This is a genomic window from Rahnella aquatilis CIP 78.65 = ATCC 33071 (genome assembly GCF_000241955.1).
GTDB classification, from domain to species: Bacteria; Pseudomonadota; Gammaproteobacteria; order Enterobacterales; family Enterobacteriaceae; genus Rahnella; species Rahnella aquatilis.
Window position 1 is genome coordinate 2,211,129 of the sequence record NC_016818.1, and the last position, 26,267, is coordinate 2,237,395.

Sequence of the window (26,267 nt, forward strand, 5' to 3'; positions counted from 1 at the left end):
CAAATTAAGACAACCATGGCTCCTGCGGGAGCCATTTTTTCAGGCAGAAACCGGTAATGCGGCGCGTCTTTTCAGCGGCACGGTGATAAAAATCAGGCACGCGACCACCAGCCCGATGCCTGTCCAGCCCACCGGTGACAGCCGTTCGCCGACAATCACCGCCGCCAGTACTGCGGCGACCGCCGGTTCCAGCAGCGTCAGGGTGGTTGCCATGCTGGCCGGAATGCGGGCCAGGGCATAACCGAAACAGACATAACCGACAAACATCGGGATCAGCGCCATGTAGGCGCCGACCAGGGCGTTATTCCATGACGCCAGCAGGGGCGCACCGGTCACTAACAGCACCGGCATCAGCAGCACACCGCCGAGCCCGAACGTGGCACCCATTGCCGCGCGGGAAGGGACGCCGCGCTGCATTAAATGACGCGCGGCCCACGAGTAGAGTGCGTAAGTCAGTCCGGCAATCAGGCCGAGCGCCACACCGGCAATCGCGTAGTCGCCCTGACCGGCGGCGGCATGGCCTGTGCTTTTCCCGATGCACAGTAACGCCATACCCGCCACACCCATGGCCGCGCCGGTCATCCAGCGGCGGCTGAGGCGTTGTCCGTCGAGATAATATTCAATCAGCGCGGATAACAGCGGGGCGGAACCGAGGGAAATCACCGTGCCGACCGTAACGCCCGCCAGGTGCATCGATGCGTAAAACGCCAGCGGATAAACCGCGACTGCCAGCGCGCCGGTGAGTAACATGCGCCAGTTTTTCAGCAGTGTTGCCCGGCTGGCGACCATCCCGCTGGCGGAAATCAGCGCCTGCAATAATCCGCCCAGCCCCATCGCCACCGCACCAATCGCCAGCGGGCTGACCTCGGGCGCAAATGTCGCGGCCGTACCGGTTGTCCCCCAGAGAAAGGAAGCAAATACCACCGCGAGTACGCCTGTCATACGCTCACGAGGCGTTATCATCATGGTGCCTCCATCATTGAGGCCGCCATCGCCATCGCCTGACGGACGCATTGACCGTTGCCTTCCAGGCCCGCACGTGAAATCGCGCCTTCCAGTAAAAATGAAAAATGTCGTGCCATCAGCCGGGCTTTGGCCTCGTCATCCGGGAACAGTTCGAGAAGATGCGTGGTCACGATGGCTTCAACATGTTCTTTATGCCCGCGCACGGCCTGCCTGCCGGGCGCTCCGGCGGGCAGTTCGGCGGCGGCATTCAGCAACCCGCAGCCACGAAAGCCATGTTCATAGGCAAATTCAGCGTGATCGTCATAGGCCTGAAATACGGCGAGCACTTTTTCCTGCGGCGTTTTGGCTTTTTTAACACGTCGGGCGTACAGCCCCAGCCATTCGTCATGACGGATTTCAATGTACGTCGCGACCAGTTCGGCCTTGGATTCGAAATTGTTATAGAGGCTTTTTTTGGCGACACCGGCACGTTTGACGATGGCATCAATCCCGGTCGCGGCAATGCCGTCGTTATAAAACAAAACGCGGGCGGCACCGAGCAGCCGGTCGCGTGCGCTTTCAGGAGCGGATTCAGTCAGGGGCATTTATTTATCTCGCGCTGTTCAGATGATAGGTAGGTATACCAGTCTACCTACTTCTTGTAAACACCGGCTGAGAATAAGAAAAAGTGACGACTTAACCGTGCCTTTAGTAAGGGAAAGAGACATAATCCGCTAAAAGCCGTGGAGAGACAGCAGGTTGAGGTCATCCGCCGCAGGCAGAATTATTGTTAACTTCCGGAGGGATAAAAATGCTTCATGAATGGCTCAATGCCTTGCACGTGATTGCGGGCGTATTGTGGATTGGCGGCATGCTGGTCATGGCGCTGGTGTCGATGGCCTGTTCGCAGACATCCGGTGCAGCGGAAAGCGCAGGGCAGAGGTTGTTGCTCGTGACGGTACGCAAATGGACGCGCAGTGTCACCAGCCCGGCGATGATCCTGCTTTGGGTGGCCGGGATTGTGATGATCGTCAGTTATGGCAAATTTCCGCACGCCTGGCTGCTGATAAAAATGGTGATAGTGCTGGTTCTCTCCGCGCTGCACGGCCTGCTTTCAGGCGATTTACGCCGCCGCGCCACCGGTCAGCCGGTCAAAGATTTTGCGCTGGTGCGCAATGCCGGTGCGGTGATTATTGTCGGCGTGATCCTCATCGGCATTCTGGCGATCATCAGGCCTTTTTAAAGGTGCCACCAAAAGCCCGCAAATTTGGACTGCACCCCCAAATTTGCGGGCTTCTTTTTATGGCGTATTAAATTAAGTACAGGGCAAAAATCACGCCACTGTCAGTTTTTCGTGCATGTTATCCCTCTGTTAATCCCTGCCCGGGATATGTTTCACCGCTAATCATTAACTTCGATGCCGATCACATTAATGATTTTCCCCGGTCCGGGCGGATTGTCACAGATACCAATCCCTCTGATAATGTTACCGATAACATGTTACCGGTAACGTCGAGGAAGAAACATCAATAGCGTTCCGGAAGATACCGGTGTCGGCCGGATGGCTTTTACGATGTTTTAGAAGGGGGAATACTATGATTAATAAAGCGTTAGTCCGCGTGACGCAGCGCATTACCGCACGTTCTGCGAAAACCCGTGAAGCCTATCTGGCCCGTATGGACGCTGCCCGTTCGCAAACCGTTCACCGCGCCCGGCTTGCGTGCGGCAATCTGGCGCATGGCTTTGCCGCCTGCCAGCCGGATGAAAAGAATTCCCTGAAAAATTGGGTACGCAGCGATATCGCCATTATTACCGCCTACAACGACATGCTGTCGGCGCATCAGCCTTACGGCCTTTATCCGCAACGTCTGAAAGACGCCCTGAAATCGGTGGGTGCGGTCGGGCAGGTGGCGGGCGGTGTCCCGGCAATGTGTGACGGTGTCACGCAGGGGCAGGACGGCATGGAGTTGTCATTGATGAGCCGCGATGTGATTGCGATGTCGGCGGCCATCGGCCTTTCACACAACATGTTCGACGGTGCGTTGTATCTGGGCATATGCGATAAAATCGTGCCGGGCTTAGTGATGGCGGCGCTGTCATTCGGCCATCTGCCTGCGGTGTTTGTGCCCGCCGGGCCGATGAGCACCGGTTTGCCAAATAAAGAGAAAGTGCGCGTACGTCAGCTTTATACCGAAGGCAAAGTGGACCGTCAGGCATTGCTGGAAGCGGAAGCCGCGTCGTATCACGACATCGGCACCTGTACATTTTATGGCACCGCCAACACCAATCAGATGATGATGGAAGTGATGGGGCTGCATTTACCGGGTGCATCGTTTGTGCCGCCAGATTGCGCACTGCGCGATGCGCTGACCGGCGCGGCAGCGCGGCAGGTCACCCGTCTCACCGAAACCTGCGGTAACTATCAGCCGCTCGGCCAGATGGTAGACGAAAAAACCGTGGTGAACGGCATTGTTGCGCTGCTGGCGACCGGCGGTTCCACCAATCTGACCCTGCACATGGTCGCCATGGCACGGGCGGCAGGCATTATCATCAACTGGGATGATTTCTCTGAATTGTCTGATGCCGTGCCGTTGTTATGCCGCATTTACCCGAACGGCCCGGCGGACATCAACCAGTTCCAGGCCGCAGGCGGCGTACAACAGGTGGTGCGCGAGTTGCTGAAAAATGGCCTGTTGCATCACGATGTTAATACTGTGGCCGGTTTCGGGTTAGCGCGTTATACGCAGGAACCCTGGCTGGAAAACGGCGTGCTGGCGTGGCGCGGAGCAGCGGAGCATTCGCCCGACACAAACGTCATCGCCAGCGTGCAACAGCCGTTTGAGCATCATGGCGGCACCAAAGTGTTGTCGGGCAATCTGGGGCGTGCGGTGATGAAAACCTCGGCGGTGCCCGCGGATAATCAGATTATCGAAGCGCCTGCTGTGGTGTTCGAAAGCCAGCATGACATCGTGCCCGCATTCGAGGCCGGTATGCTGAACCGCGATTGTGTGGTGGTGGTACGTTTTCAGGGGCCGCAGGCCAATGGCATGCCTGAGCTGCATAAACTGATGCCACCGCTGGGGGTATTAATGGATCGCGGATTCCGTGTCGCGCTGGTCACCGACGGCCGCTTGTCCGGCGCTTCCGGCAAAGTGCCTTCCGCCATCCACGTGACACCGGAGGCTTTCTGCGGCGGCATGTTAGCAAAAGTGCGAGACGGTGACATTATCTGCGTCAACGGGCGAACCGGCGAACTCGAATTGCGGGTTGACGCTGGCGAACTGGCTGAACGAAAAGCCTGTCAGCCTGATCTGAGCGCAGAGCATATCGGTTGCGGGCGTGAGCTGTTCAGCGCCTTGCGCAGTCAGCTTTCCGGCGCGGAACAGGGCGCCTGCTGCATTACTTTTAACTGAACGTGACGGAGAATATCTCTCCGCGATGCCCCTTTAAGAATTCCTTAACGTAACGTCTGTAGGATGAGCGTTCTGACTGCCAGAAGTCTGGAATTCTCACCGCAGATATTTTCAATAAAGGGGCATCGTCATGGTATTAAACACCGCAGTGACCGCCACGATTGGCAGCATATTGATCACCCTTCAGTTTTCCTCTCTCATCATCGCCTGGTGGCGGATGCGCAGCGGCGTTCCGCGCGATGAAGCGCATGAAACCTCGGAATTTATCGTGCTGGTGCGGCCGTTGTGCGGGCATAACGCCTTCGAAGAGGAGACCATGCGCTCCAGTTTTTATCAGGATTATCCCGCTTACGAAATTGTGTTCTGTGTGGCGTCACGGTTTGATCCGGTGATCCCGCTGGTGGAGAAACTGATGGCGGAATTCCCCGATAAGCCTGCACGCCTGCTGATTGGCGATGACAGGATATCCGCCAATCCGAAAGTGAATAATCTTAATAAGGCCTGGAACAATACCACCGCAGGCGTGGTGGCGATGGCAGACAGCAACCTGCTGTTACCGCCGGATTATCTGCGTTCACTGGCGAATACCTTTGACAGTCAGACCGGGCTGGTGAGTTCTCCGGCAGTCGGAATGATCCCGGAGAATTTATGGGGTGCCGTAGAAGCTGCGATGCTGAATACACATCAGGCGCGCTGGCAGTATCTGTCGGATTTTCTCGGTAACGGTTTTGCGCAGGGGAAAACGCTGTGCTGGCGGCGCGAGGTGCTTGATAATGGCGGCGGAATGGCCGCGCTGGGCAGTGAGCTGGCGGAAGATGTCGCCTCAACCAAACTGGTACGCCGTGCGGGGCTGAAAGTCCGTCTGCCCGCGCAACCTTTTGCGCAGCCCATCGGGCATCGCAGCCTGGAAGCGGTCTGGAGCAGACAACTGCGCTGGGCGCGCATCCGGCGTGCCGGTTTTTTCTGGCTGTTTGTGCCGGAAATTATTATGGGTTTCCTGCCTGCGCTGGCGGCAGTGGTCTGGCTGACCCTCCGCGGTGATTTACCCCTGTTTGCACCGCCCGCGCTTTTTGTGTTGTGGTATGGCGGCGAATGGGCGCTGGCCAAAGCGCTCGGCTGGCCGCATCAGCCAAGAGATATTCTGGCGATGTGCATCCGCGATATTCTGCTGCCTGCCTTGTGGTTATGGTGCTGGACCGGACGCGGCTTTACGTGGCGCGGCACGATGTTGGGGGAAAGGCACTTAGCTAAAAAACAACCGGTGTCTGCCAGTCAGCACTCAGGGAAATAAGGACAGTATGTTTTCTCTTGAAACACTCGAAACGCTTATCAGAACGCACGGCCTGTTGATCATGACGCCGCTGGCCATCCTTGAAGGGCCGGTAGTGACGGTGATTGCGGGCTATTTCGCACGTCTCGGCTATTTCAGCGTGTCCGCCATGTTTACCGTGGTGATGGTGGGAGAAGTGCTGGGGGATATCATTTTTTACTCGCTCGGGCGCTGGGTGATCAAAGCTGACGGACAACCGCCCGGCTGGCTGGCCCGTCTCGGGCTGACACAACCACGGCTGGAAAAAATGGTGAAAAGTTTTGATCGCAAAGGCGGGCGGTTGCTGGTGATCGCCAAGCTGACCCATTCCGCTGGCGCACTGGTGCTGACCGGCGCGGGAATGGCGCGGATGCCGCTGGTGCCTTTTCTGTTCTATAACATCGTCGCAGCCATTCCCAAAAGCCTGTTTCTTCTGGGCATCGGCTGGGTGTCCGGCGATATCATCGCAGAGGTGAACAACTGGATAGCCTGGGTATCCCTTGGCCTGTTCATCCTGCTGGCCGTGACGGGTGTGCTCTGGGTAAGGTCTAAACAATGATCACGGTGAGTTGCATTATTCCGGCACACAATGAGGCCGGTCGTATCGGCAGGGTGCTGGATGTGGTGCAGAACCATCCTTTGCTGCTGGAGATTATCGTGGTGGATGACGGTTCCACCGATAACACCGCGCAAATCGCGCAGGGCAGGAACGTCAGGGTGATCAGCCTGCCTGAAAATCGCGGTAAAAGTTTTGCCGTGGCCGAAGGCATTGCTGCGGCAACGGGCAGCCATCTGCTGATGCTGGATGCGGATCTTGTCGGGCTGAGTGATGACGATATTACCGCGCTCATCCGGCCGGTGATGCAACATCAGGCGGATGTCACGATAAGCCTGAGGCGTAACAGCCCGTGGGTCTGGCGGTTTATCGGACTGGATTATATTTCCGGTGAGCGGGTGTTTGCGCGCGGGTTAGTGGCAAAGCATCTCGGGGAGATCCGCCGGTTGCCGCATTTCGGGCTGGAAGTCTGGATCAATCAGCGCTGGATTGCCGCCGGATTTCGCCTGCAGGTCGTCAGATGGCCGGACGTTATCAGCCCGTATAAAGCCGCAAAAATCGGCTGGTTGCGCGGATTACAGGCTGATGTGTCGATGATGCGCGATATATTCCGTACCATCAGTTTGCGCGAAGCCGTGCGGCAAATTATCTGCCTTAAGCGCAAAGCCGGCGCCTGAATGTGCGTGCCTTTTTGTCCCGCTGCTGTCTGCATCGCGGCATTAATCTCCCATAAAGTCTCCGGTACGCCGCTGACCGGCACCCACAAGTTTGATACCCCGAACTTTAAGAAATGACCAGTCCTGATATAGGTTGATACTTTTCAACTCAAAAAAAAGCCCCGACAGTCGCGGGGCTTTTTCACTAAAACGTCGGGGACGCAATTAGTTGATCTGAACTGGCATACCGGAACGCATCTCGATAGCGCGCTGAACCACCGTCTGATTGACCGCAGGATCCATCGATACACTGCTTGCGCTGCCGGTCAGCGTGATTGGCAGTGGTTGCTGAGAATCAAACTCTTCCTGGTTAGAGGACAGCGGGTTGTGGATCTCAACATAACGTTTGCCGTCTGGCTCAACGGTGGCTTTCACCGGCTCGTTGATGAACTGAACGCGGGTACCTTGCGGGACGTTGTCAAATAACCATTTGATGTCGGCATCACGCAGACGCACACAACCGTGGCTCACGCGCAGACCGATACCGAAGTTGGCGTTGGTGCCGTGAACCGCATACAGGCGGCCAACGTACAATGCGTACAGACCCATCGGATTGTCCGGGCCGGCAGGGAAGACGGCTGGCAGGAATTCACCACGGGCAGCATATTCTTCATGCATTTTCGCCGTCGGGGTCCAGGTCGGACCGGCTTTTTTACGCTGAACGGTAGTGACCCAGTTCATCGGGGTGTCTTTACCCAGTTCACCGATACCGATTGGCAGCACGACCACAGTATTGGTGCCTTTCGGGTAATAATACAGACGCATTTCAGCACTGTTGATTACGATGCCTTCATGCGGAGTTTCCGGCAGGATCAGTTGCTGAGGAATGGTCAGCACGGTGCCCGGGGTTGGCAGGTACGGGTCAACGCCAGGGTTAGCTTCGAGCATGTTGCTCAAACCCATCTGGTATTGCGCTGCAAAATGTTCCAGCGGCAGGCTGCTGCCCTGCGGAACAGTAACTGTGATGTTTTCACCGACCAGACGACCATTATTGGCCGGAAGAGGGTAGACCACAGCAAAAGACGCCTGGCTATATGCAGCAACTGCCAAAACCAGGGTAAGGATTGCGCGAATGCTCATTTTCATATTTTCGTTGGTCGTTAATGCCACACTGGCAGTTGTCAGGATGTTAATTCCCCCCGATCCGATCGAAACCGGCCGGAGGAATAGTGTACTTGCACATAGCACTTGAAAGGGATCCGGTATGTGTAACGAATCGCATTTCAGGGCCGCTAATTATAAGGATTTATTTCAAACAGGCCAAAGCTTTCTCACCTTGTTCGAAAAGTTCCCTGCCACAACCGCATTTTTTGCGGCAGCCTGCACATTTCCTTCACATTCCTGCGCTTATTTACGGCAAAACGGCACCATGACCAGCGCGGCAATAAACATCCAGGCCATGACCTGAAAGATGTCATTGAACGCCAGCGTCAGAGATTGCGCCGCCACTTCCGTGCCAAACACGCCTTTCGCCATCAGCAATGCCTGCGCTGTGTCAGGCGTCAGGTGGCCGATTTTTTGCGCCAGCGATCCTATTACTTCCTGCGCATGATCCCCGTATTGCCCCAGTGATTCACCGAAACGTGCCGCATGTACCCGGGTCCAGTCCTGCAACCAGGTATTCACCGTGGCAATACCCACCGCGCCGCCGAGATTACGCATCAGATTAAACAGCCCGGAGGCGTAGCGCAGTTCAGGCCCCTGAAACGCAGTCAGCGCCATGTTCACACTCGGCACGATGCACAACATAATGAACAGGCCGCGCACCACCTGCGGCCAGAAAAACTGTTCTGCTCCCCAGTAAGGGGTCACGGCGGTCGTCAGCCATAAACTCAGGGCAAAACCGGATAAACCCACGCTGATCAGTATCCGCCGGTCAACGCGGTTGATTAATCTGGCGGCAATAATCGTGCTGAAGAATTGCCCGACGCCGACCACAAACACCGTTGTGCCGATTTCCAGACTGTTGAAATCGCGGATGCGGCCAAGGAAAACCGGCGTCAGGTACGTTGAGGCATAAAGACCAAAACCGACCACCAGATTGAACAGACAGGCGAAGGTGAATGTCGGGTCACGGAAGGGCGTCAGGCGAACGATCGGGTTTTTGGAATAAAAGGATCGTTCGAGAAACAAGACAAAGGCCACCAGCGAGAACCACGCCGAAATCTGGATGTGCGGATCGCTGAACCAGTTCTTGCGCGGGCCTTCTTCCAGCACATATTCCAGACAACCGAGCGCTGTCGCCATCGACAATAAATGTATCCAGTCGATGCGTTTAAGCATCGGGAAATCGGCTTTATCCACATGAATAAACAGTACGGCACCGGTGGCGACCAGAGCGCCGGGCAGGATGTTAATGAAGAAAATCCAGCGCCAGTCAAGTAATTGTGTCACCACGCCGCCGACTGTCGGCCCCAGTGTGGGAGCCAGTACGCTGACCATGCCAAGGATCGCCGGGATCAGCGCCTGTTGCTTGCCCTTAAACATGGCAAAGCCGGTCGCGAAGACTGTCGGCACCATCGCCCCGCCGGTAAACCCCTGCAACGCGCGAAAGAAGATCATCGACTCGATATTCCACGACAATCCGCAACCGATGCTGCTGAGGGTGAACAGCGCTGCCGATGCGCTGAACAGCCAGCGGGTGGAAAGTGCCTGTGTCAGAAACGCGGAGAAGGGGATCATCACCAGTTCGGCGATCAGATACGAGGTTTGTACCCAACTGATTTCATCCGGTCCGGCGGAAAGCCCGGCCTGCACATCGTTTAACGAGGCGGCAACAATCTGAATGTCGATCAGCGCCAGAAACATACCGAACGCCATGATACTGAAAATCAGAAACTTACGTGATGTCGGGTAATCCGCAGGCGAAAGCGTCGCGGATGGCGTCAGGGTAGCAGACATTTTTGTGAGATCCCGGGGACTTGTTTATATGATGATCATCATATTAATATGATGGCAATCATGCAATGAGTGGAAGTAAAAATGAGCGAAGCAATAACAGGTGAAGAGAACCCGGCCCCGGCATTAAAAGCCCATAAACGATCAAAGCGCATTTTTGTGGTCAGCGGTATTGCGCTGGTGGTCGCCCTGGGCGGTACGGCATGGCTACTGGCGGCGCCCGCGTCGGAATCCACGGATGATGCGTACCTGACGGCGGACGCCACCACCGTTGCGCCAAAAGTAAAAGGTTTTGTGTCGAAGGTGCTGGTGCGTCATAACCAGCGGGTACACGCCGGAGATAAACTGGTGCTGATCGACAGCGAAGAGTTTACGGCGCGTCTGGCCTCTGCGCAGGGAGAACTTGACGATGCCCGCGCACAGGTGGCGCAACAGGAAGCGGCGTTGCTGAGCCAGCAGGCACAGGAAAATCTGGCGCTCACCCAAATCAATGCTGCGCGTACAGCGATCCGTTCCTCGCGTGCGGAACAGCAACATGCTGAAGCTGAACAGCAGCGTTATCAGTCGCTGGCGGTCAGCGGTGCCACATCGCGTAATGATGCCGACCGGTACAAAACGGTGGCGGTGACGGCAGAACAAACCTCGGCGCACGCTGCGGCCATGCTGGATGTCGCCCAAAATCAGGCGGCGGTGACACACGCCCAGCGGGCAGAAATTCTGGCGGCGCTGGCCCTGGCGAAGGCCGCAGTGGTGAAAGCGCAGGCGGCACAAGCGCTGGCGCAGCAGGATCTCAGCCACACCACTATTGTTGCTGCCGTTGATGGTGTAGCGGGAAACCGGCAGGTGCAGGTTGGCGATTACGTCACACCCGGTCAGCGGCTGATGACGCTGGTACCGGAGCAGGGCATTTATGTAACGGCCAACTTCAAAGAAACGCAGACTGGCAGAATGCAGCCGGGACAGCGCGCGGACGTGCATGTGGATGCGCTGCCGGGCGTGACATTTCGCGGTGAAGTCGACAGCCTCGCGCCGGGTTCCGGTTCAACGTTCGCATTGCTGCCCTTTGAGCCGGGCACCGGTAACTTTACCAAGATTGTTCAGCGGGTGCCGGTGCGGATCCGTCTTGACGCCGGTCAGCCAGATTTAGCGGCGCTGCGCCCCGGATTATCCGTGGATGCGCGCGTTTCGTTAACCGATCCTGTCAGGTAAACTATGACAGCAATTTTCTGATTATCAGGGTGTTACTATGCGCTACGAAAGTGAACATAAACCTAAAATCCGCGAGCGGATCGTGAAGGAAGCGGCGAAAGCCATCCGCGCCAAAGGGCCGTTGCAGGTCAGCGTGGCGGGCGTGATGAGCAAAGCCGGTCTGACGCACGGTGGGTTTTATGCGCACTTTGCCTCGAAAGATGCCCTGATCGAAGCGGCCATCGGACAGATGTTTAATCAGGTCATGGCCCGCTGGGATAAAGATAATCAGGGTCTGACGGCGCAGCAGCAACTGGCGGGCTATATCGATTTTTACCTGTCGCCATGGCACCGTGATAATCGTGCACAGGGCTGTCCGGTGTCGGCGCTGGCCTCAGAAACACCACGCATGCCTGCGCCTTGTCAGGCTGAGTTCGCGCGCGGCATCGAACGTATCCGTGGGATGATTATCCGTCAGCTGACTGAAATGGGCGTGAACGAGCCGCAAACGCAGGCGATATCGGTGAGTGCGGAACTGATGGGCAGTTTGTCACTGGCGCGCTGCGAGCCGGACAGGCAGGTATCCGATGCCCTGCTGGAAAGGGCGAAGACGTCGCTGAAAGCGCGGTTAAATTTGCAGGAAGAATAAACTCTCAGAATTGCTCCCTCCCCAGCGAAGGGGAGGGTTGGGGTGGGGTATTAAGTAATAAATCAAAAAGTTAAGGTTTTCTTAAACAAGGTGTTAGCCCTTAAAACCCCCTCCCAGCCTCCCCCTTCGCAGGGGGAGGAGCTGAAAAATCTATCAGAAGTCATAACCTACAGTGGCCACCACAGTACGTTCCTGACCCCAGTAGCAGTAGCTGGTGCCGTAACAGGCTGCGACATATTTTTTGTCCAGCAGGTTGTTGGCATTCAGTTGCACATACGCGCCTTTCAGCTGCGGGCTAAACTGCACCAGATTCATACGCAGTGACGCATCGACCAGCGTGGCAGAAGGCATGTGACGGGTGTTTTCGTTATCCGCCCATTGGGTGCCGATGTAACGGACACCTGCCCCCATATCCACCCCAATCGGCGTGTTGTACTGACCCCAGATGGACGCCATTTGTTTTGGCGTCACATACGGCGTGTTGCCGTTGTTCTCAGCCGCATCACGGATACGCACTTTGTTATAGGTATAACCGGCCATCACGTTGAAGCGTTCGGTAACCTGTTTCTTGGCTTCCAGCTCCAGACCTTGTGAACGGATTTTACCTGCCGGTTCGTAGTAGCTGCCGACCACCACGCGGTTACCCACGTCTTTTTGCGTCAGATCATACAGCGCTGCGGTGTACATATCGGAAGTGCCGACCGGCTGGTATTTGATCCCGGCTTCGTATTGCTCGCTCTGCATCGGTTTTAGCAGCGTGCCGTCAGCGCCCGGCAGGGCAGACGGTGTCATCGCCTGGCTGTAGCTGACGTACGGAGAAATGCCGCTGTCAAAGGCGTACAACAGGGAAGCGCGGCTGTTGAAATGACTGTCTTTACGTTCGCTGTTGCTGGTGGTGCCGTAGATGCTTTCTTCGCTGCGGCTGGAGGTTTTCAGCGTGTCGTAACGGCCTGACAGAGTCAGATACCATTTGTTCCAGTTCATCTCATCTTGCAGATAGGTGCCCATCTGCTCATAACGGTTTTTACCGCGCTTAAGGCTGTAATAATCCAGAACATCACCGCCCACACCAGTATACGGGTTGAGGTTTTCTGCGTAGGCAGCGTCAGATTTCACGTCATTGATAAAGTGGGAGTAATCAAAGCCCAGCACCACTTTATGCGCCAGTTCGCCGGTGGCGAAATCGGCTTCCAGCTGGTTATCAATCGCGAAGGTGTCCAGAGACGATTTTTCACCGGAATAATAACGGCTCATCTCGGTACGATCTGCATTCCAGCCTGCCTGATACACCTGATCCAGTTCGGTATTGGAATGGGTGTAGTTGGCGTTCTGGCGGAACGACCAGACGTCGTTAAACGCGTGCTGGAATTCATAGCTGTAGATTTGCTCCCAGCGTTTGAACTGGTTGCGCGTGCTTTCACCATCGAAGAATCCACGGCTCAGTTTCTGACCGTAGAGGCTACCGTCAGCCGGAACCGCAGCGTGATAGCCACCGGACGGATCTTTTTGCAGATACGCGCGCAGTAAAAGCGAGGTATTTTCATCCGGTGTCCACAGCAACTGTGGCGAAATCGCGTAACGCTCTTCACGCTGGTGATCGTACTGGGTATCGCTGCTGCGGGTCATACCGGTCAGACGGAATGCCAGCTGATCGTTGATGGCGTTGGTATAATCGAACGCGCCGCCTTTGGTGTTTTGCGTGCCGCCGGAAAGCTGGAAATGGCCTTCTTCTGCAAACTGCGGCCGCTTGGTGGATTCCACCACGACACCGCCGGGAATGCTCTGGCCGTAAAGGGCAGAAGACGGGCCCTTCACCACATCAATACGCTCAAGGAACCATGGATCAACCTGAATGGAGTTGTAGGTCGCGCCGTCGCTCAGGATACGCAGGCCATCGAGGAAGGTGTTGTTGACATCACCGCCGTGGAAACCGCGCAGGGAAATCGTGTCATAACGCGTTGCGCCACCGGCAAAGTTGGTGAATACGCCCGGCGTATAGTTCAGTGCAGCGTTAACAGTCGTCGCGTTCTGATCCGTCATTTGCTGACGCGTCACCACTGAAACTGCCTGACCGGTGGTGATCAGCGGCTGATCGGTTTTGGTGGCGCTTTTACTGGTTTTCGCGCTGTAACCCTGCGTCGCAGCATCGGCGGTATCCGCTGGTGCGGCTTTGACAACGACGGTGTCTTCAGCAGCCATTGAGGCAGCCGGCACAGCCAGTGCCAGGGCGCACAGGAGCACTGAGCGTTTGAGGGGGAAAGCCAACAACATATTCATAATCCCTATAAATAACTCAATAATGATCGAGTGATTAATTGATGCGTGTGTAATGAAACCAAAAGCCAACATGTGTTCCGCACAAAAGCCGTTACGCGCTAAGGGCGGTAACTTAACCGAAACGTGACGGATGTTAAACTTAATGATAATTGTTATCATTATTATTTTATAAATTCAAGGGAACTTTACGCTAAAAGTGTGAAGTGGTGCATTTTTAACCTGATGAAAATGAGGGTTTTTTGCGTGAAGCAATAAAAAATCTGAGCAAAATGGCCGGAAGTGATTAGGGTTAATAGTGAGATTTTTAAACAGGTTCTTTACGTAAAAATTCATGGCCGGGAGGCGAAAATGAGTCAGGGGAGTCAGGAGGAGTACAACGGGAAATGGGCAGCGGTCGATAACTATCTGGTGAGTCATTTAGTGGAAAGCGATCCGGTTCTGGAACAGGTACTGAAAAATAATCATCTGGCCGGTTTACCCGCGCATGATGTGGCCCCCAATCAGGGGAAATTACTGGCGCTGCTGGCACAAATCACCGGTGCGCAAAAAGTTCTGGAAATCGGCACGCTCGGCGCGTACAGCACTCTCTGGCTGGCGCGGGCGTTACCGGTGCTCGGAAAAGTCGTGACGCTGGAAGCCGATCCGCACCATGCGCGTGTCGCACAAATCAATATTGATCTGGCCGGTTTACAGGACAAAATTACCTTACATACCGGTCCTGCGTCCGAAACGCTGCCAACGCTTCAGGCAGAAGCCCCCTTTGATCTGATTTTCATTGATGCAGATAAACCGAACAATCCGCTTTATCTCGAGTGGGCGCTGAAACTGTCAAAACCAGGCACATTGATTATCGGCGATAACGTGGTGCGGGAGGGTGCGGTGGCCGATGCTCACAGCAACGACGCCCGGGTGCAGGGCGTGCGTCGTTTCATTGAAATGATTGAACAGGAACCGCGTTTATCGGCGACCGCGCTGCAAACCGTCGGCAGCAAAGGCTGGGACGGTTTTGTGATAGCACGGGTCACCGGTTAACAACGTTTAACGCGCCAGACCAAAGCCAATGGGAAACAGCGGACTTTCGCTGTCATGGGGCATATCGGACTGTTGTTTAAGCACCGCCTCTTCAGAGGATGGCAGTTCAAACGGCAGCTTGCCGGTATAAGCTTCGTCGCGGGTCAGTCGGGTAAACAGCACGGTATCGCTGACACCGAAATTGCCAATAATCACTTTCGCTTTGTCCTTCACGTTGGTCAGGATCGCCGGACGGTCGAGATAAACGGTGACGATGGTCGGCACTGCTTTGCTGGCTTTCACGATCGCCTGATAATCTGCGTTGTCACCGGTAAAGGCCAGCGAGCCTTCGTGATGGCGCTTGCCAAAGAACCAGGCTTTATGCGGTTGTTCGTACGGGGCATGGGCGCGGATCAGCGCAATATCGGCTTTCTCCGGCGCATCCACCACGGTAAAACCGGCCGCTGTCGCGGCCTGCGGTTCGATGCCATACAGCCAGATCTTTTTGCCTTTTTTCAGCGGTAACACATCATCGGTGTTTTGCAGCAATACCAGCGCATGTCCCTGCGCCGCATTGGCTTCTTTTTGCCAGTCAGCGCGCCCGACGGTTTGGGTGGCTTTCTGCACATCGACATACGGATTTTCAAACAGTCCGGTCTGGAATTTTTGTTCAAGAATACGCACAACAGATTCATCAAGGCGTTGTCCGGTCAGTTGCCTTTCATTCACCGCGCTGACCAGCAACTGCGAGTTGGTCACACCGCCAAACTGATCGACACCCGCCAGCACGGCTTTCACAAAACGCTGTTGCGGCGTCAGGTTTTCGACACCCCATGGCATGCCACCGGGCACCGGTTCTTTGCCTTCCGGCGAACCGTTCAGGCATTCGCCTTCGCAATTGCTGGTGATCAGCCAGTCGCTGAGAATGACGCCTTTGAAGCCGTATTGCCCGCGCAGAATGTCGGTCAGCAACTGATGACTGAATCCGGCACCGACCTGTTCGAGCGGTTTGCCGTCCACGGAAACATTTTTCAGGATGGAATATGTTGGCATGACGCTGGCGACGTTGGCTTCAAACGCGCCGGTAAACGGATAGATGTGTTCTTTGAGATTATTGCCGGGGAAGACGGCGTTTTTGCCGTAGACGTTGTGGCTGTCAAAACCGTTCTCAGCCGCGCCATAGCCGACCCAGTGTTTGACCACGGAAATCACGCTGCCCTGATTTAACCCGTCAGGACCGTTTTGCATCCCTTCGATATACCCGCGCACCATGTTATGCACCCGTGTCGGATCTTCGCCGAAGGTGCCGCTGATACGTGCCCAGCGCGGCTCTGTGGCCAGATCGGCCTGCGGTGAAAGTGCCTCACGAATACCGACGGCCAGATATTCCTGACGGACGATATCGGCGTAACGGCGGGTGAGTTTCTCATTGCCAATCGCCGCCAGTCCTAAGGTTTCCGGCCATCGGGTGAATTTACCGGAAGAGGTACTCGCACCGACCAGATACTCGAATGCGTTACGCGGGTCACTGCTGATGGTGACCGGAATACCCAGTCGCGTCTTTTCGGCAATCTGCTGCAGTTTATTGTTTTCCTCCGCCATCATGGCCGGATCGTCCGCAGAAAGCCGGGTGATCAGACTGTTGACCTTCGCACCGGCAATCATCTTTTCCGCCGCTGCCATGTCATAATGCGTTCCGGCACCCACCGGGCTGCTGGCCGTCGGGGCCGAGCCGTGCATCATCACCCCTGCTTTTTCCTCCAGCGTCATGCGTTTCACCAGATCCGCTGCGCGTTCTTCCGGCGTCAGTCGCCAGTCTTCATAAGGTTCCAGTTTCCCGGAATGATCGAGATCTTTGAACTGTAAACCGTCGACAGTCAGCAGCGTTACGTCGCGCTGGCTAAGTTCCGGTTGGTTATCGGCGGCAAAAACAGAAGGTGAGCAAAGCAGCAGGGCAGCGACAGCAAGGCTCAGAGGTTTGATTTTCATCATCGTCCTTAATGGTTGATAACTATAGAAGAACTCAATTCCCCATCAATAACCTATTTGCCTGCTGAATGTTGCGATCTGCTTCGCAATGATGTCAGCCGAATGCCAGTCCGAGCACCGCACCAACGGTCAGTACCCATAACGGGTGGATACGCTTACTGAGCGCCAGCAGGGTACACAAGACGATCACCCCCGCAAGCGTCAGCGTGGTGGCAGAGGCTTTGGCGATCAGTAAGCCGCTTGACACCACCAGCCCGACGGTCACCGGCACCAGCCCGCGCTGCACGATTTGCCGCCACGGACGGTCTTTATATCGTTTCCAGCCGCCCATCACGATAAGCGTAATAACCGACGACGGACCGAATTTCGCCAGTGAAGACACCAGCAAACCTGACCATCCGGCAACCTGCCAGCCAATCAGCGGTACGATCATCATATTCGGACCGGGGGCGGCCTGCGCCAGGGCAAACAGGGCACTGAATTCCTGCGCGCTCATCCAGTGATGCACCTCCACTACCGCGCGTTGCATCTCGGGGAGAATGGTATTTCCGCCGCCAAATGCCATCACGGAAAGTTCGGTAAATAACAGGGCAAGAGAAAGTAAAACCGGCATCAGAATTTACTCCTCGCGCAGATGAAAATACTGACCGGCGCCAGCACCAGCATGACCGGCAGCATCGGGAAACGGAATGCGGCAATTGCCATCACACCGACAGCGACCAGCGCCAGTTGCAGCCATTTACCCCGCAGCGGGGCGAGCATTTTGATGCCGGTCGAGAGCAGTAAACCGGCCGCCGCCGCCGCCGCCATCCCGGCGAACAGATGTTCCACCAGCGGTTCATTCTGATAGCGTGCATACACCAGACCGAGCAGTACCACGCAAATCGTCGGCGCGAGGATCAGCCCGAGCAGCGCCGATAATGCGCCGCGCAACCCGCGAAACTCCATCCCCAGCGCCACCGAAAGATTAATGATGTTGCCACCCGGTAAAAACTGACACAGCCCGAGCAGTTCGGTGAACTGAGCGGCGGTCAGCCAGCGGCGTTTATCGACCAGCATGTGTCGCGCCATCGGCAGCACGCCACCGAAACCGGTCAGACCAAGGACGAAAAAGCCCATAAACAGTTGCCTGCAATCGGGTTGCGCTGCGGTATTGTCCTCTGTCTCAGGCATTAATTTTTCCTGCGTTTGCGCTGACATTTTCCTACTCTCCCTCAACGTTAATTCAAAGCCGCCAGAGGCGTAAATTCTGTTAAGGATCATGCGCGTGGATGTGCCATGATGTCTAATGCATTTATTAATGGATAAAGATACCCTCAAGGTATGGTTATGATTGAACTGAAACGTCTGAATGCGTTTGTCACCGTGGTGGAAGCGGGCAGCATTACCCGTGCCGCAGAACTGCTGTTTATCCAGCAGCCGCCGCTGACGCGCCTGTTACAGGGGCTGGAGCAGGAATTTGGCATCCCTTTATTACAACGCCTGCCGCGTGGGGTGATCCCGACCGAAGCGGGCGAAGTGTTATTGCAGGAAGCCCGTGCCGTGCTGGCGCGCGCCGCTCAGCTCAATGCCGCCATGCACCGCGCCGCGCAGGGCGAACAGGGACGGATCCGCATCGGTTTCACCAGTTCCGCCGCGCTGCATACTTTTGTGCCCGCACTGCTGCGGCGCTATCGGGAAATTTATCCGGCAGTCAGTACTCAGCTTGAGGAAAGTGGCAGCGGCGAATTGCTGGCCGCCGTGGTGGCGGGCGAGCTGGATGTCGCCTTTGTGCGCATGCGGGTCAAAGATATGCCGGAATTAGAGATGGAAAAGGTGCTGGAGGAACCGATGTGGGTGGCAGTGCCGGCCGGACACAAACTGGCGTCGCCACCAGCCAGTCAGCCACTCAGACTCGAAGATCTGAGTAACGAGCCTTTTGTATTATACCGTCGTCGCGCCGGTCAGGGATTGTACGATGCCATACTGGGGGCGTATGTCCGCGCCGGTTTCAGTCCGCACATTGTGCAGGAAGCGCCGCGTTTAACCTCGTGCCTGAGCCTGGTTGGTGCAGGACTGGGGATTTCTATTGTGCCGGAATCCATGACCCGGCTGGGCGGAGACGGCGTGGTATTTTTGCCGCTGGACGCCACCACACAACTCAGCGCACCGTTGTATCTTGCGCGGCGGGAAGACAGCCATTCATCGGCTATAATCAATACGTTTTGCGATCTCGTAAAATCGCAACTGACTGTTCGTTAAAGATGTTGTTCGGAAATGTGTTTCTGTGTGGATTCCAGCGTAATGTCGTCGGATTCGATGGCGCTGAGCAGAGAATCAAGCAGGCCGGGGAAGCGGGCGTCCAGATCTTCGCGGCGCAGGGAAAGCAAATTGGCGCGGCCGTCCGGACGCTGCCAGATGACACCGCTGTCACGTAATACGCGCCAGTGATGGGTCAGCGTCGATTTCGACAGTCCCTGCAATAATGTCCCGCAAGGATGCTCGCCACCTTTTGCCAGTGTGCGTACCACGGCCAGACGTAACGGATTTCCCAGCGCAGTCAGAACATTTTCGAGGCGGATCTGCTCGCGCTCCGGGTGATTGGCTATCATATTCTTCCTTTACGTTAATGACGCTCATTGGCGGCCGCGCAATATAGCCTATCCCTCTGCCGCTGTACAACGCGACGGCCTCTGCCCAATTTCATCAATAGAATAAAATTATTGTACGACTATACACGTACAATTGTAGTATACTCTCCGCATTAAGAATTTTAGTACTCATTACTTTGTGACGGGACGTGAAAACCACTCCCCGCCAACTTAGCCATCAACCAGTAAGGACGTTATATGGCTCGCAAAACGCCAATCGAGCGCTACCGCAATATCGGTATCTCAGCACACATCGACGCAGGTAAAACCACCACCACCGAGCGTATTCTTTTCTATACCGGCATGAATCATAAGCTGGGAGAAGTGCATGACGGCGGTGCGACCACAGACTGGATGGCTCAGGAGCAGGAACGCGGCATAACCATTACCTCTGCCGCCGTGACCTGTTTCTGGCGCGGGATGGATCACTCCTTCGATGAGCACCGCATTAATATTATCGACACCCCGGGGCACGTGGATTTCACTATCGAGGTGGAACGTTCCATGCGTGTACTCGACGGTGCGGTGATGGTGTACGACGCCGTGGGCGGTGTGCAGCCACAGTCTGAAACCGTCTGGCGTCAGGCCAATAAATACAAAGTGCCGCGTCTGGCCTTCGTGAACAAAATGGACCGCCAGGGCGCAGATTTCTTTCGTGTCCGTCAGATGATGGTGGATCGCCTGAAAGCCAATCCGGTGCCGGTTGTGATCCCGATCGGTAAAGAAGAGCATTTCACCGGCGTGGTGGATTTGCGCAAAATGCGCGCCATTTTATGGGACGACGCGACACAAGGCATGACCTTTACCTATGAAGCGATCCCGGCAGAATTGCAGGCGCTGGCGGAAGAGTGGCGCGAGAAAATGGTCTCGGCAGCCGCCGAAGCCAATGACACGCTGATGGATAAATATCTCGAAGAAGGCACGCTGACTGAGGATGAAATTACCGAAGGGCTGCGTCTGCGCACCATCGCTGGTGAAATCCAGCCGATGCTGTGCGGCAGTGCGTTCAAGAATAAAGGCGTGCAGCGCATGCTTGATGCCGTCATCGAACTGATGCCGTCTCCGCTGGATATTCCCCCGGTTGCCGGCACCGACGAAGACGGTAACGAAGCATTCCGTCATTCCGATGACGACGAGAAATTCTCGGCGCTGGCGTTCAAGCTGATGACTGACCCGTATGTCGGCCAGCTGACGTTTGTGCGCGTGTATTCCGGCGTGCTGAAAAAAGGCGACAGTGTGTATAACCCGGTGCGTGGTAAGAAGGAGCGTATTGGCCGTATCGTGCAGATGCATGCCAATGACCGTATCGAGATTGACGAAATCCGTGCCGGTGATATTGCGGCCTGCGTCGGGCTGAAAGATGTGACGACCGGCGAAACCCTGTGCGACCCGTCGGACATTATTACGCTGGTGCGCATGGAGTTCCCGGACCCGGTGATCTCGCAGGCCATCGAGCCGAAGACTAAAGCCGATCAGGAGAAAATGGGGATCGCACTGTCACGGCTGGCGTCGGAAGACCCGTCGTTCCGCATCCGCACTGATGAGGAATCCGGCCAGACGATCATTTCCGGCATGGGTGAACTGCATCTGGAAATCATCGTTGACCGCATGAAACGTGAGTTCGGCGTGGAAGCCAACATCGGTAAACCGCAGGTGACGTACCGTGAAACGGTGCGCAAAACGGTGACGGATGTTGAAGGGAAATTTGTGCGTCAGTCCGGCGGTAAAGGCCAGTACGGCCACGTGGTCTTCACGCTCGAACCGCTGCCTGCGGGCACGGGTTTTGAGTTTGTCGATGCGACAAAAGGTGGCGTGGTGCCACGCGACTATATCCCTGCGGTTGAAAAAGGGGTCACGGAAGCGCTGAACAACGGCATTCTGGCCGGTTATCCGGTAGTCGATGTGAAAGTCACGCTGACCTTCGGTTCATACCATGAGGTCGATTCCTCGGAAATGGCGTTCAAAATGGCGGCGATCTTTGGTTTCAAAGAAGCAGCGAAACGTGCCGATCCGGTGATTCTGGAACCGATGATGAAAGTGGAAGTGGAAACACCGGAAGAGTATGCCGGTGGCGTGATGGGGGATTTATCGTCGCGTCGCGGTACGGTGCAGGGCATGGAAGAGATCGCGGGCGGTGGCGGTAAAATTATCAAAGCCGAAGTGCCGCTGTCTGAAATGTTCGGCTACTCCACCGTTTTGCGGTCGATGTCGCAAGGCCGTGCAACCTACAGCATGGAGTTCAACCACTATGCCGAGGCACCGCGCAATGTGGCGGAAAACATCATCGCATCGCGTGGAAAATAAGCATAACAGGCGTACTCTCCGCCAGAGACAAAACGGTCCGCAAGGGCCGTTTTTTTGGTTTTTGAAAAGGATGCGATAGATTATGGCTTCATTGTGTGACACTCTTATGCGCATGTCATGTGTGTATAAAGAGGGTGTTATGTTATCCATAGCAGGAAATAAAAAGCGAACCAATGTCACCTTGAGTGCCGATCTGCTTGAACAGGCCAAAGCATTCGGCATTAACCTGTCAGCCACGTTTGATAAAGCATTAGGAGAAGCGGTGAAAGAGAAACAAAGGACACTGTTTTTAGAAGAAAATCAGCAAGCAATGGATTCATGCAATGCCTTTACTGAAAAGGCAGGACTCTTCTCTCAGGGACGCGGAGTATTGTAATGGCGCAATTTGATGTGTATGAAAACCGGGGGGATGGCAAAAACCTTTATCCCTATTTTATGGATATCCAGAATCCATTATTTGAAAGGCTGAACGAACGGGTAGTGATCCCGCTGACTTCACTCAGTAATCTGAGACCCGTCAGGCATCTTCACCCTCTGGTGCGTATACACAATCAACAATATGTGCTGATGACAAATCTGCTCACCAGCATCAGTACAACGCAGTTGCGACATGAGCCCGAGTTTAATGCTGATATTCATCGTGCGGATGTCGTGGCTGCTCTGGATTTACTGGTGACAGGAATTTAAGGCGCAGATATCTGCGCCTTATTTATACACGCTGAATTAGCTGACCAGTTTACTGACGATGGTTGCCACGTGTTTGCCCTGATGTACGGCAATACGCAGTTCTTCTGCGCTCGGCTGTCGTGAACCATCGCCACCGGCAAGCGTGGTTGCACCGTAAGGGGTGCCGCCGCGAACCTGTGAAATATCAAACAGTTCAGGCGTAGTGTAACCGATCGGGACGATAATCATGCCGTGATGGGCGAGGGTGGTCCAGGTGGATGTAATCGTCATTTCCTGACCGCCACCGGTACCGGTTGAGCTGAATACGCTGGCGACTTTGCCAGCCAGTACGCCTTTAGCCCACAGGCCACCGGTCTGATCGAGGAAGGTGCGCATCTGTCCTGACATGTTACCGAACCGGGTCGGTGTGCCGAAGATGATGGCATCGTAATCCCCGAGTTCTGCGGGAGAAGCCACTTCCGCTGTCTGGTCAGTTTTACCGCCAGCGGCTTTAAACGCCTCTTCAGGCATGGTTTCGGGTACGCGTTTTATCGTGACTTCAACTCCGGGTACGCTGCGTGCCCCTTCTGCAACACTTTGCGCCATCGTTTCAATATGACCATACATGGAATGATAGAGAACCAGTACTTTTGCCATCTTTAACTCCTGTTGAGGTGATGTTTTTACCGTATCCTGCCCGGTTTTAGAGCCGGTAATACGGGCGAAAAATTCGCTTAAAAATCCCACGTTTACTCCTCCGCCAGGCAGGCGGTTTTGATGAGCAAGAGAGTTCATCGTCCGCGCATCAGCTCTGAGTTACAAACGCAAATTTTTGAACAGACTCATCAATTAATTAGGGCAATGGGTCGGATAAACGCATTGCCTGATCAATAAGAAACAAGCGGAAGGAACGTTTCGCTCATCTACATACTAGAACAGATGTGCGCATTTCGCGGGAGGGGAGGTTAACCCCTGTCAGGGGGCGCTTTCCCAACTGACCAATATGGAGACTTCATCCGGTTTGGCAATAAACTTACTGAGCGTGGCGGTGTGACCGTCTTTCATTATCACCGAGACGGCAACGCCTGTCACACCCTCGGTCAGAGGGGTTTCCTCGACGCGCTGTAACATTTTCAGGCAGGCATATTGCTGCTCCGGCGGCAGGTGTTTGAATTTATCGCTATGGCGTTTTTTCATTTGAGACTGGCCTTGAAAGAGATGAAGAGGCTGAAACGGTCAGCCTCTTTTTAATCGTGCGATTACCAGCCAACGCTCATGCCTGCGCCATAACCCACGTTATTCTGTGAGTCATCGGAGACTGACATTTTTACGATGGTGGCTCTGCCCGCGTGGAAGGAAGCACCGACTGACAGCGCATTCTCTGAATCGTAACCGCCCACACCAGCACCCACCGCGAACTGCTGAGATTCCTGCACCTGCGGAATATTGGCCTGAGCCATGGCTGAGGCTGAACCGGCAGCCGCTTCTTTTTTGTTGTCATCAACCTGCGTTTTCAGATCAGAGAATCTTTTATTGGTGTAGTCATTTGCCTGAGCCAGTGTATGGGCATCGCCCTCAGTCCGGCTGTGGGATTCAGCTAAAACTTCGGCGTGAGCCCCTGCGGCTAATTGCTGGATTTGCTGATCGTAGTATATATGTTCGATCTGCTGTTCATGGGCAATTTTAGCCTGAGCGGCGGCGATCTGTTTTTTCGTTTCTGCCTGCGTTTTCTGTGTTGAGTTCTGAGCTGTCTGGGCGAGAGCAACCACATCTACATGTTGCATCGAAGTCCGCTGACGATTCGCTTCTGCCATTTCATCACCCTGGATAGATTCGCTGTTGGCATTAACTTTAGACATGTCGGCATCTTTTCCGTCAGTACCTGCTAAGCCGGTATCGCCCTTAGCGCCATCTTTACCATCAAGGCCATCACGTGGGGCATTCGCCGCCGCATAACGCAAAGCAACCTGTTCAGCTTGTTTTTTTTGCATCTGTGTCTGAACGTCTACCGGTATACCAGTGGGATCATTTTTTATGGGTGTGAGTAACACCGGCGTTCCTGTTGGATCATTTTTGACAGGTGGCTGTGCAACTGAAATCGTGTGTTCCGCCGGAGTCAGGTTGGTCATGGGAAGAGTGGCTGTCTGTGTAATCGGCGTTTCCATTCTTGCCAGTGGATCAAAAACGGGCATCTGGACATTTCTTGAGCCATTCCAGTAGGTGTTGTTTTTGAGATAGTCGGAAACCTGAATAAGGTCGTTTTTCCGCAAGATCTCATTCTGCTTATCTGAAGGAATTTCCGGATTATTGGCAAAATAGGCTCTGGCAGCATCCAGGTTATCCCCCGAAAGTTGTGCATGAACAGCCTGAATAACACTTGTTGAGAGCACCACACCAAGGCATATGCGCTGAATGGCTATGCGTAGTGCCCGGAAGTCCGCCGGAGCCTGAAGCCTGTGTTTCTTACAGGCTTTGCCAGCGGCGATGATCTGAGTGTTGCGTTCTGTAAACTGAGTGTTCATTTGTTTTTTCCGATCTTGAAATAAGTATCTACTAGCGACAAATAATAGGCGTTATCAGGACGATATTTTTGTCTCTTCAACAAAATCATACATGCGATGAATGTGACTTGCTTCACGCATTAGCCAGTCATTTGACTTATGTCAAGAAATGTAAAGTTATTGCGCTACATGAATTTGTTTCATGCAGAGCGCTTTTTAGTGGCTAACAGGCACATATTTTTGTTTCTGGGGTTATAAAAGGAGCATTTTTAGTCGCCAGTAGCGACCAGATGAAATATCTATGGGATTCTTGTACAATATGCGCGGGTTTAAGAAATTGGGGATAAGTGAATGGCTGATAACGCAAAAGAGTTCCTGGACTATGTCCGGAGGCTGGATATTGATCAGCCCGCGTTGTGTATCCTGCTGGGACTGCCACGCAGTACGCTCAATAAGTGGATCAATGGTACGGTGACACAGATCCCTCAGGTGGCCGTAACGGCAGTCAGGATGCTTTGGTTTATGCGCAACAGTGATGAAGCACTGTTTGAAAAATGGGCAATGGTGCAGGATTTTGGTGTGACTGCCGACTATGCCGTCAATGACAAAGCCCAGGAGTTTTTACATACCATTAAGCGCGAACCGAGTGCGTCGATCAAAAAGTTGCTGACCCAATAATTGCGCTGACAGGACGTGGTGTGCGAGATAAAGAACGCGAAAAAGGCGATTACCTGAGAGGTTAATCGCCTTTTTTACGATCAGGGCAGGGTGGAAACGTCAGACAACGACGTCGAAAATCATCTTCACTGGTTCGATATTAGTGAAGTTCGCCACGTCAGCGACGAAATCCGCAGCATTGTCTTTCATGCCTTTTTCGAAGTCTTCCATTGAGTTGCAATAGATGTGGCAGGCGGCGACAAAGGGGGCTTCAGCCGGTGCGCCTTCAGGCATTTTATCGATGGCGTAAGAATGGCAAAACTCGCCCATGCGGCGTTTGATCAGCGGTAAATGCACATCGCGATAGTAATCATGATCAAAGGTTCCGTTTGCGATATTTGGATACAGCACGCTGTATTTAATCATTTTATGTCTCGTCTCTTTCCCGGATAAAAATCCATTTTAGCCTACCAGCACAGGATGCGCCGCGCCATTTGTGCCTGATGTTATTTGTCTGAAAAATCATCCATCTGCCTACATGTACTATGCTTAATGAAT

Annotated in this window: 26 protein-coding genes; 13 read left to right on the plus strand and 13 right to left on the minus strand. The window is 54.5% G+C overall.

Translation table 11 applies throughout. The features are described 5' to 3' along the window. Nucleotides 1-39: 39 nt before the first annotated feature. On the minus strand, nt 40-966 hold the full coding sequence (locus tag RAHAQ2_RS10165; protein WP_015697144.1) for a DMT family transporter: 927 nt from the start codon (nt 964-966) through the stop codon (nt 40-42). Continuing rightward, nucleotides 963-1,550, minus strand: coding sequence for a TetR/AcrR family transcriptional regulator (locus RAHAQ2_RS10170; RefSeq protein ID WP_015697145.1), 588 nt, complete (start codon nt 1,548-1,550; stop codon nt 963-965). The genes RAHAQ2_RS10165 and RAHAQ2_RS10170 overlap by 4 nt, the downstream gene beginning before the upstream one ends. Before the next feature lie 206 nt (nt 1,551-1,756). On the opposite strand from RAHAQ2_RS10170, the gene RAHAQ2_RS10175 reads away from it, so the two are divergent. The 5 genes from RAHAQ2_RS10175 to RAHAQ2_RS10195 all read left to right on the plus strand — a co-directional run bounded on the left by RAHAQ2_RS10175 (nt 1,757) and on the right by RAHAQ2_RS10195 (nt 6,900). After that, nucleotides 1,757-2,188 carry a CopD family protein gene (locus RAHAQ2_RS10175; protein WP_015697146.1) on the plus strand — a complete coding sequence of 144 codons (432 nt, stop codon included), beginning with the start codon at nt 1,757-1,759 and terminating at the stop codon, nt 2,186-2,188. Nucleotides 2,189-2,540: 352 nt separating this feature from the next. Beyond that, on the plus strand, nt 2,541-4,358 hold the full coding sequence (edd, locus tag RAHAQ2_RS10180; RefSeq protein ID WP_015697147.1) for a phosphogluconate dehydratase: 1,818 nt from the start codon (nt 2,541-2,543) through the stop codon (nt 4,356-4,358). Between the two features lie 130 nt (nt 4,359-4,488). Further along, nucleotides 4,489-5,649, plus strand: coding sequence for a ceramide glucosyltransferase (locus RAHAQ2_RS10185; RefSeq protein ID WP_015697148.1), 1,161 nt, complete (start codon nt 4,489-4,491; stop codon nt 5,647-5,649). Between the two features lie 7 nt (nt 5,650-5,656). Continuing rightward, nucleotides 5,657-6,226 (plus strand): DedA family protein, encoded by a 570-nt coding sequence (locus RAHAQ2_RS10190; protein ID WP_015697149.1) that lies wholly within the window; start codon nt 5,657-5,659, stop codon nt 6,224-6,226. Beyond that, entirely contained in the window at nt 6,223-6,900 is a 678-nt protein-coding gene (locus tag RAHAQ2_RS10195) for a glycosyltransferase family 2 protein (protein WP_015697150.1), read from the plus strand. The genes RAHAQ2_RS10190 and RAHAQ2_RS10195 overlap by 4 nt, the downstream gene beginning before the upstream one ends. A 204-nt stretch (nt 6,901-7,104) precedes the next feature. On the opposite strand, the gene RAHAQ2_RS10200 is transcribed toward RAHAQ2_RS10195, so the two are convergent. Further along, the gene (locus RAHAQ2_RS10200) at nt 7,105-8,025 is read right to left on the minus strand and encodes a L,D-transpeptidase family protein (protein WP_037039107.1); all 921 of its coding nucleotides are present in this window, start codon (nt 8,023-8,025) and stop codon (nt 7,105-7,107) included. A 261-nt stretch (nt 8,026-8,286) separates the two neighbouring features. Next, the gene (locus RAHAQ2_RS10205; protein WP_015697152.1) at nt 8,287-9,840 is read right to left on the minus strand and encodes a DHA2 family efflux MFS transporter permease subunit; all 1,554 of its coding nucleotides are present in this window, start codon (nt 9,838-9,840) and stop codon (nt 8,287-8,289) included. Between the two features lie 81 nt (nt 9,841-9,921). Between RAHAQ2_RS10205 and RAHAQ2_RS10210 the strand changes: the two genes are divergently transcribed. Next, nucleotides 9,922-11,046: an HlyD family secretion protein gene (locus RAHAQ2_RS10210; protein ID WP_015697153.1), complete on the plus strand. Its 1,125-nt coding sequence runs from the start codon at nt 9,922-9,924 to the stop codon at nt 11,044-11,046. Nucleotides 11,047-11,083: 37 nt separating this feature from the next. Further along, a complete protein-coding gene (locus tag RAHAQ2_RS10215; RefSeq protein ID WP_015697154.1) occupies nt 11,084-11,674 on the plus strand; it encodes a TetR/AcrR family transcriptional regulator in 591 nt (196 codons plus the stop codon). A gap of 153 nt (nt 11,675-11,827) precedes the next feature. Here the strand turns inward: RAHAQ2_RS10215 and RAHAQ2_RS10220 are convergent, their stop codons facing one another. Then, complete coding sequence (locus RAHAQ2_RS10220; RefSeq protein WP_037039111.1) at nt 11,828-13,945, minus strand: TonB-dependent siderophore receptor; 2,118 nt, start codon at nt 13,943-13,945, stop codon at nt 11,828-11,830. Nucleotides 13,946-14,299: 354 nt separating this feature from the next. Between RAHAQ2_RS10220 and RAHAQ2_RS10225 the strand changes: the two genes are divergently transcribed. Beyond that, complete coding sequence (locus RAHAQ2_RS10225; protein WP_015697156.1) at nt 14,300-14,983, plus strand: O-methyltransferase; 684 nt, start codon at nt 14,300-14,302, stop codon at nt 14,981-14,983. A 6-nt stretch (nt 14,984-14,989) separates the two neighbouring features. On the opposite strand, the gene RAHAQ2_RS10230 is transcribed toward RAHAQ2_RS10225, so the two are convergent. The 3 genes from RAHAQ2_RS10230 to RAHAQ2_RS10240 all read right to left on the minus strand — a co-directional run bounded on the left by RAHAQ2_RS10230 (nt 14,990) and on the right by RAHAQ2_RS10240 (nt 18,151). Continuing rightward, entirely contained in the window at nt 14,990-16,951 is a 1,962-nt protein-coding gene (locus RAHAQ2_RS10230; RefSeq protein ID WP_015697157.1) for a glycoside hydrolase family 3 protein, read from the minus strand. 94 nt (nt 16,952-17,045) lie between these two features. Further along, nucleotides 17,046-17,564, minus strand: a complete 519-nt coding sequence (locus RAHAQ2_RS10235) for a chromate transporter (protein WP_015697158.1) — start codon at nt 17,562-17,564, stop codon at nt 17,046-17,048. Continuing rightward, nucleotides 17,564-18,151, minus strand: a complete 588-nt coding sequence (locus tag RAHAQ2_RS10240) for a chromate transporter (protein WP_015697159.1) — start codon at nt 18,149-18,151, stop codon at nt 17,564-17,566. The genes RAHAQ2_RS10235 and RAHAQ2_RS10240 overlap by 1 nt, the downstream gene beginning before the upstream one ends. A 123-nt stretch (nt 18,152-18,274) precedes the next feature. Between RAHAQ2_RS10240 and RAHAQ2_RS10245 the strand changes: the two genes are divergently transcribed. Beyond that, nucleotides 18,275-19,192, plus strand: coding sequence for a LysR family transcriptional regulator (locus RAHAQ2_RS10245; RefSeq protein ID WP_193785493.1), 918 nt, complete (start codon nt 18,275-18,277; stop codon nt 19,190-19,192). Here the strand turns inward: RAHAQ2_RS10245 and RAHAQ2_RS10250 are convergent. Continuing rightward, nucleotides 19,189-19,542 carry an ArsR/SmtB family transcription factor gene (locus tag RAHAQ2_RS10250; RefSeq protein ID WP_015697161.1) on the minus strand — a complete coding sequence of 118 codons (354 nt, stop codon included), beginning with the start codon at nt 19,540-19,542 and terminating at the stop codon, nt 19,189-19,191. The genes RAHAQ2_RS10245 and RAHAQ2_RS10250 overlap by 4 nt on opposite strands. Before the next feature lie 237 nt (nt 19,543-19,779). Here RAHAQ2_RS10250 and fusA point away from each other — a divergent pair, with 237 nt between their 5' ends. The 3 genes from fusA (at nt 19,780) to RAHAQ2_RS10265 (ending at nt 22,572) form a co-directional block, all read left to right on the plus strand. Then, entirely contained in the window at nt 19,780-21,885 is a 2,106-nt protein-coding gene (fusA, locus tag RAHAQ2_RS10255) for an elongation factor G (protein ID WP_015697162.1), read from the plus strand. Nucleotides 21,886-21,967: 82 nt separating this feature from the next. After that, complete coding sequence (locus RAHAQ2_RS10260) at nt 21,968-22,261, plus strand: type II toxin-antitoxin system CcdA family antitoxin (RefSeq protein ID WP_015697163.1); 294 nt, start codon at nt 21,968-21,970, stop codon at nt 22,259-22,261. Further along, nucleotides 22,261-22,572 carry a CcdB family protein gene (locus RAHAQ2_RS10265; protein ID WP_015697164.1) on the plus strand — a complete coding sequence of 104 codons (312 nt, stop codon included), beginning with the start codon at nt 22,261-22,263 and terminating at the stop codon, nt 22,570-22,572. Before RAHAQ2_RS10260 ends, RAHAQ2_RS10265 begins: the two co-directional genes overlap by 1 nt. 36 nt (nt 22,573-22,608) lie before the next feature. Here RAHAQ2_RS10265 and wrbA read toward each other — a convergent pair whose 3' ends face one another. The 3 genes from wrbA to RAHAQ2_RS25960 all read right to left on the minus strand — a co-directional run bounded on the left by wrbA (nt 22,609) and on the right by RAHAQ2_RS25960 (nt 25,073). Then, a complete protein-coding gene (gene wrbA, locus RAHAQ2_RS10270) occupies nt 22,609-23,208 on the minus strand; it encodes an NAD(P)H:quinone oxidoreductase (RefSeq protein ID WP_037039117.1) in 600 nt (199 codons plus the stop codon). A gap of 318 nt (nt 23,209-23,526) precedes the next feature. After that, nucleotides 23,527-23,748 carry a hypothetical protein gene (locus tag RAHAQ2_RS10275; RefSeq protein WP_015697166.1) on the minus strand — a complete coding sequence of 74 codons (222 nt, stop codon included), beginning with the start codon at nt 23,746-23,748 and terminating at the stop codon, nt 23,527-23,529. Nucleotides 23,749-23,810: 62 nt separating this feature from the next. Next, nucleotides 23,811-25,073: a YadA C-terminal domain-containing protein gene (locus RAHAQ2_RS25960; RefSeq protein WP_015697167.1), complete on the minus strand. Its 1,263-nt coding sequence runs from the start codon at nt 25,071-25,073 to the stop codon at nt 23,811-23,813. A gap of 330 nt (nt 25,074-25,403) precedes the next feature. Between RAHAQ2_RS25960 and RAHAQ2_RS10285 the strand changes: the two genes are divergently transcribed. Beyond that, nucleotides 25,404-25,730, plus strand: coding sequence for a hypothetical protein (locus RAHAQ2_RS10285; RefSeq protein WP_015697168.1), 327 nt, complete (start codon nt 25,404-25,406; stop codon nt 25,728-25,730). Between the two features lie 99 nt (nt 25,731-25,829). On the opposite strand, the gene RAHAQ2_RS10290 is transcribed toward RAHAQ2_RS10285, so the two are convergent. Beyond that, nucleotides 25,830-26,135: an EthD family reductase gene (locus tag RAHAQ2_RS10290; protein ID WP_015697169.1), complete on the minus strand. Its 306-nt coding sequence runs from the start codon at nt 26,133-26,135 to the stop codon at nt 25,830-25,832. Nucleotides 26,136-26,267 lie beyond the last annotated feature (132 nt).

Bases quoted from the DNA above. Each gene is read 5' to 3' on its own strand.
- RAHAQ2_RS10265 (WP_015697164.1), top strand. From the start codon at position 22,261: ATGGCGCAATTTGATGTGTATGAAAACCGGGGGGATGGCAAAAACCTT.
- RAHAQ2_RS10285 (WP_015697168.1), top strand. From the start codon at position 25,404: ATGGCTGATAACGCAAAAGAGTTCCTGGACTATGTCCGGAGGCTGGAT.
- RAHAQ2_RS10195 (WP_015697150.1), top strand. From the start codon at position 6,223: ATGATCACGGTGAGTTGCATTATTCCGGCACACAATGAGGCCGGTCGT.
- RAHAQ2_RS10230 (WP_015697157.1), bottom strand. From the start codon at position 16,951: ATGAAAATCAAACCTCTGAGCCTTGCTGTCGCTGCCCTGCTGCTTTGC.
- RAHAQ2_RS10250 (WP_015697161.1), bottom strand. From the start codon at position 19,542: ATGATAGCCAATCACCCGGAGCGCGAGCAGATCCGCCTCGAAAATGTT.
- RAHAQ2_RS10205 (WP_015697152.1), bottom strand. From the start codon at position 9,840: ATGTCTGCTACCCTGACGCCATCCGCGACGCTTTCGCCTGCGGATTAC.
- RAHAQ2_RS10210 (WP_015697153.1), top strand. From the start codon at position 9,922: ATGAGCGAAGCAATAACAGGTGAAGAGAACCCGGCCCCGGCATTAAAA.
- RAHAQ2_RS10220 (WP_037039111.1), bottom strand. From the start codon at position 13,945: ATGTTGTTGGCTTTCCCCCTCAAACGCTCAGTGCTCCTGTGCGCCCTG.
- RAHAQ2_RS10240 (WP_015697159.1), bottom strand. From the start codon at position 18,151: ATGTCAGCGCAAACGCAGGAAAAATTAATGCCTGAGACAGAGGACAAT.
- RAHAQ2_RS10175 (WP_015697146.1), top strand. From the start codon at position 1,757: ATGCTTCATGAATGGCTCAATGCCTTGCACGTGATTGCGGGCGTATTG.
- RAHAQ2_RS10275 (WP_015697166.1), bottom strand. From the start codon at position 23,748: ATGAAAAAACGCCATAGCGATAAATTCAAACACCTGCCGCCGGAGCAG.
- edd (WP_015697147.1), top strand. From the start codon at position 2,541: ATGATTAATAAAGCGTTAGTCCGCGTGACGCAGCGCATTACCGCACGT.
- RAHAQ2_RS25960 (WP_015697167.1), bottom strand. From the start codon at position 25,073: ATGAACACTCAGTTTACAGAACGCAACACTCAGATCATCGCCGCTGGC.
- RAHAQ2_RS10170 (WP_015697145.1), bottom strand. From the start codon at position 1,550: ATGCCCCTGACTGAATCCGCTCCTGAAAGCGCACGCGACCGGCTGCTC.
- RAHAQ2_RS10185 (WP_015697148.1), top strand. From the start codon at position 4,489: ATGGTATTAAACACCGCAGTGACCGCCACGATTGGCAGCATATTGATC.
- RAHAQ2_RS10200 (WP_037039107.1), bottom strand. From the start codon at position 8,025: ATGAAAATGAGCATTCGCGCAATCCTTACCCTGGTTTTGGCAGTTGCT.
- RAHAQ2_RS10215 (WP_015697154.1), top strand. From the start codon at position 11,084: ATGCGCTACGAAAGTGAACATAAACCTAAAATCCGCGAGCGGATCGTG.
- RAHAQ2_RS10190 (WP_015697149.1), top strand. From the start codon at position 5,657: ATGTTTTCTCTTGAAACACTCGAAACGCTTATCAGAACGCACGGCCTG.
- RAHAQ2_RS10290 (WP_015697169.1), bottom strand. From the start codon at position 26,135: ATGATTAAATACAGCGTGCTGTATCCAAATATCGCAAACGGAACCTTT.
- RAHAQ2_RS10225 (WP_015697156.1), top strand. From the start codon at position 14,300: ATGAGTCAGGGGAGTCAGGAGGAGTACAACGGGAAATGGGCAGCGGTC.
- RAHAQ2_RS10245 (WP_193785493.1), top strand. From the start codon at position 18,275: ATGGTTATGATTGAACTGAAACGTCTGAATGCGTTTGTCACCGTGGTG.
- RAHAQ2_RS10235 (WP_015697158.1), bottom strand. From the start codon at position 17,564: ATGCCGGTTTTACTTTCTCTTGCCCTGTTATTTACCGAACTTTCCGTG.
- fusA (WP_015697162.1), top strand. From the start codon at position 19,780: ATGGCTCGCAAAACGCCAATCGAGCGCTACCGCAATATCGGTATCTCA.
- wrbA (WP_037039117.1), bottom strand. From the start codon at position 23,208: ATGGCAAAAGTACTGGTTCTCTATCATTCCATGTATGGTCATATTGAA.
- RAHAQ2_RS10165 (WP_015697144.1), bottom strand. From the start codon at position 966: ATGATGATAACGCCTCGTGAGCGTATGACAGGCGTACTCGCGGTGGTA.
- RAHAQ2_RS10260 (WP_015697163.1), top strand. From the start codon at position 21,968: ATGGCTTCATTGTGTGACACTCTTATGCGCATGTCATGTGTGTATAAA.